Origin of the sequence: Rubrivirga sp. (assembly GCF_049648075.1) — a bacterium.
Taxonomy (GTDB): domain Bacteria; phylum Bacteroidota; class Rhodothermia; order Rhodothermales; family Rubricoccaceae; genus Rubrivirga.
The window spans coordinates 1-3,068 of sequence record NZ_JBARYR010000573.1 but is presented as its reverse complement, the minus strand read 5'-3'; the positions used below and the strand labels follow the sequence as shown (position 1 = coordinate 3,068).

The following is a 3,068-nucleotide window of genomic DNA, read 5'->3' as shown; positions in this document are numbered from 1 at the left end:
GACGGAGGCATGGCAGTCAGGGCGTAGTGCCAACGTACAATCGGCCTCGAGGGCGCGCCTCGTCACGACTCGCTAGCCACGTGCTGCGCGTCGAGGTCGACCGGGCGCGGGTGGGAATGGTGGCGTTTACCATCGTGCGGTAGCCGTCCTCGAGGGCGAAACGGCGTCTCCACATGGGCGCCGCCACGGGGCGCGACTAGACTCGACAGTCCCTCTGGCAGCCGATGGCTTTTCGCTACACACTCCTCCTTCTCGTTTGCTCGTCCGTCGCTGCTCAGGACCCGGTCGGGTCGTGTGAGCCGGGGACGGCGCAAGCCGTGATCGAGACCGACCGGCTCATCGTCCCGTTCAGCACGGGGGGTGCCCTCGTACCGACTTCCTCCACGTCGAGCGCGGCGTACACCGTTCCGAAGGAGACCGGGATCTCGCCGCTGTTCGTGGTCCAGCCCTGGATCTCGGGGACCGTCGAGGGCGAGCCGCGAGTGTCGGGTACCAAGTTCAGCGGGACGGTCTTTTGGCCTGGCCCCTTGGCCCGCGCCAGCGATCCGCCCCAGGACTGCTCGGCGTTCGACCGGATCTGGGTGGTGTCCCGCGACGACGTCCTCGAGTACCGACGCACCGGTCGGGCCAGCCGCGACCTCGAGGACTGGCCCGCCGACCTCGGTGCCCCGGTCATCGACGGCGACGGGGTCCCCGGCAACTACGACCTCGAGGGCGGCGACGAGCCCGACCTGCTCGGCGACGTCGCCGCGTGGTGGGTGATGAACGACGCCGGCAACGAGAAGGACGTCGGTCCCGAGCCCAACCCTCCGCTCGGCGTCGAGGTCCGCGTCCACGCCTTCGTGTTCACGGCGCCGGTCCTCACGTTCCTCTTGGACGCCTCGTTCTACCGGCTCACGGTCGTCAACCGGCGCGACGAGCTCATCGACAGCCTGCGCGTGAGCGTGTTCGCGGACCCCGACCTGGGCGAGTTCAACGACGACTACGTCGGGACCGATACGCTCCGTCACATCCAGTACGTCTACAACTCACGGGACCTAGATGGCGGAGATGGACGCGGGTACGGCGATGCCCCACCAGCGATGGGGCTCCAGATTCTGCGCGGCCTCGAGGGTCTCCCCAACGACCGCGACGACGACTTCGACGGCGAGATCGACGAACCAGGCGAGGTCCAGCGACTGACTACGGCTCCCCACGTCCTCAAGTCCCGCGACACGAGCCGGCCCAATGCGCTCCTCAGCGTCCAACGCGGCCGGATCTCACCGAGTGAGCAGATGTACCCTCTCGATATCGGGCTCGCCAGTGTTGAGCAGGTCGAGGCGTATGGCCTCGAGCCGACCGTCTGGGCCTTCCCCTCCAATCCTGCTACGGGCGAGTACTGGACGGACACGGACGCGCGCCCGGACTCCCTCGACCAACCCAACCTCGGCTTCGACCGCCGCATCATCGCGACGACGGGGCCGGGGAGGCTCGGGCCTGGCGAGTCCGCGACGATCGACGTCGCGATCCCGTACGCGCGGGGACGGAGCAACCTCGATTCCGTCACGCAACTCCGGCTCGTCGCTCAGGCGCTCCTCAACGCGTTTGGCGAGGGCTTTCCGACAAACCCCGTCCGAGCCCGAGAAGGAGAGGGACCGCCACTCCCTGAGCCGCCACCTGACTTTGCTCCGGCCGTGACGCGCGTGAGCCCGAACCCGTCGTTGGGCAAGGCGTCGTTCGCGGTCCGCCTGCCCGAGTCCGCCCCGGTCCGGGCCGAGATCTACGACGTGCTCGGCCGCCGCCTCACGACGGTCGTTGATGACGTGGTGTCCGTCGGCGAGACGGCGTTCGGCATCCCGCCGACGCTCTTGCCGGGGACGTACCTGGTCCGCGTCGAGGTCGGGCGGTTGCCGCCGGTCGCGTTGCCGTTCACGGTCGTACGGTAGCCGTCCTCGAGGGCGGCTACTCGATGGTCCAGGTCTCGCCCGAGGCGAGAAGCGCCGCCAGGTCTCCCGCCCCACGTTCCGTCCGCACTTCGTCGACCTGGGCGTTCAGCATCGCGTCGTACGTCGGCCGGTCCTCGCGGTAGAGCACGCCAAAAGGGCGCGGCAGGTCGGCGTCCCAAAACAGCTGGTCGATCATCAGGAACGCCAGCGCTTTGTCCGTCGAGTCGTAGACGAGGCAGTCGTCGGCCGAGGCGCCGTCCTCGAGGTCGACGGACCGCAGGCGCAGCCCGTCGAGGGCCAAGCCCTTGGTGCCCTTGGCGTAGAGCGCCGGCTTGCCGTCCTCGAGGAAGACCGTCCGCAACGGCTTCGAGTCCCGCTCGGTAAAGTCGAAGAAGGCCCCGTCGTTGAAGATGTTGCAGTTCTGGTAGATCTCGACGAACGACGTCCCGCGGTGCGCGTGCGCCGCCTTGAGGACGGTCTGCATGTGCTTCGGGTCGCGGTCCAGCGTCCGCGCGATGAACGACCCGTCAGAGCCGAGCGCCAACGCCGCCGGGTTGAACGGGTGGTCGAGCGAGCCGTACGGCGACGACTTCGTCACCTTGCCGACCTCGGACGTGGGCGAGTACTGGCCCTTGGTCAGCCCGTAGATCTGGTTGTTGAACAGCAGAACGTTCAGGTCCACGTTTCGCCGCAGCATGTGCGCCGTGTGGCCGGCGCCGATGCTGAGCGCGTCGCCGTCGCCGGTCACGACCCAGACGTCGAGTTCGGGCCGCGTGCTCTTGAGCCCCGTCGCGACGGCGGGCGCGCGGCCGTGAATGCTGTGGAAGCCGTACGTGTTCATGTAGTACGGAAACCGGCTCGAGCAGCCGATGCCGGAGATGAACACGACGTCTTGGCGGTTGTCCGCGAGCTCGGGGAGCGCGCGTTGGACGGCGGCCAGGACCGCGTAGTCGCCGCAGCCGGGACACCAGCGCACGTCGGCACCGCTGACGAAGTCCTTGCGCGTCAAGACGGGTAGTCCGAAGGCCTCGCCGTCGCCCTCCGGGTCGACGGTCCGCGCCCGAGCAGGCACCGGCGGACGCTTCGCACCGGGCGGACGCGCGGGTTTCTTCAACGCACCGGGGGGACGCGTCGGCCTCGAGG

At 68.7% G+C, this 3,068-nt stretch carries 2 protein-coding genes; one reads left to right on the top strand and one right to left on the bottom strand.

What is annotated here, in order from left to right; translation table 11 throughout:
- The first annotated feature begins 224 nt into the window (after positions 1-224).
- Entirely contained in the window at positions 225-1,925 is a 1,701-nt protein-coding gene (locus WBA11_RS15965) for a T9SS type A sorting domain-containing protein (RefSeq protein WP_424521649.1), read from the top strand.
- Between the two features lie 16 nt (positions 1,926-1,941).
- Here WBA11_RS15965 and WBA11_RS15960 read toward each other — a convergent pair.
- Positions 1,942-3,068, bottom strand: a 1,127-nt coding sequence (locus WBA11_RS15960; protein ID WP_424521648.1) for a 2-oxoacid:ferredoxin oxidoreductase subunit beta, incomplete at its 5' end; no start/stop codon positions are given.

Bases quoted from the DNA above. Each gene is read 5' to 3' on its own strand.
- WBA11_RS15965 (WP_424521649.1), top strand. From the start codon at position 225: ATGGCTTTTCGCTACACACTCCTCCTTCTCGTTTGCTCGTCCGTCGCT.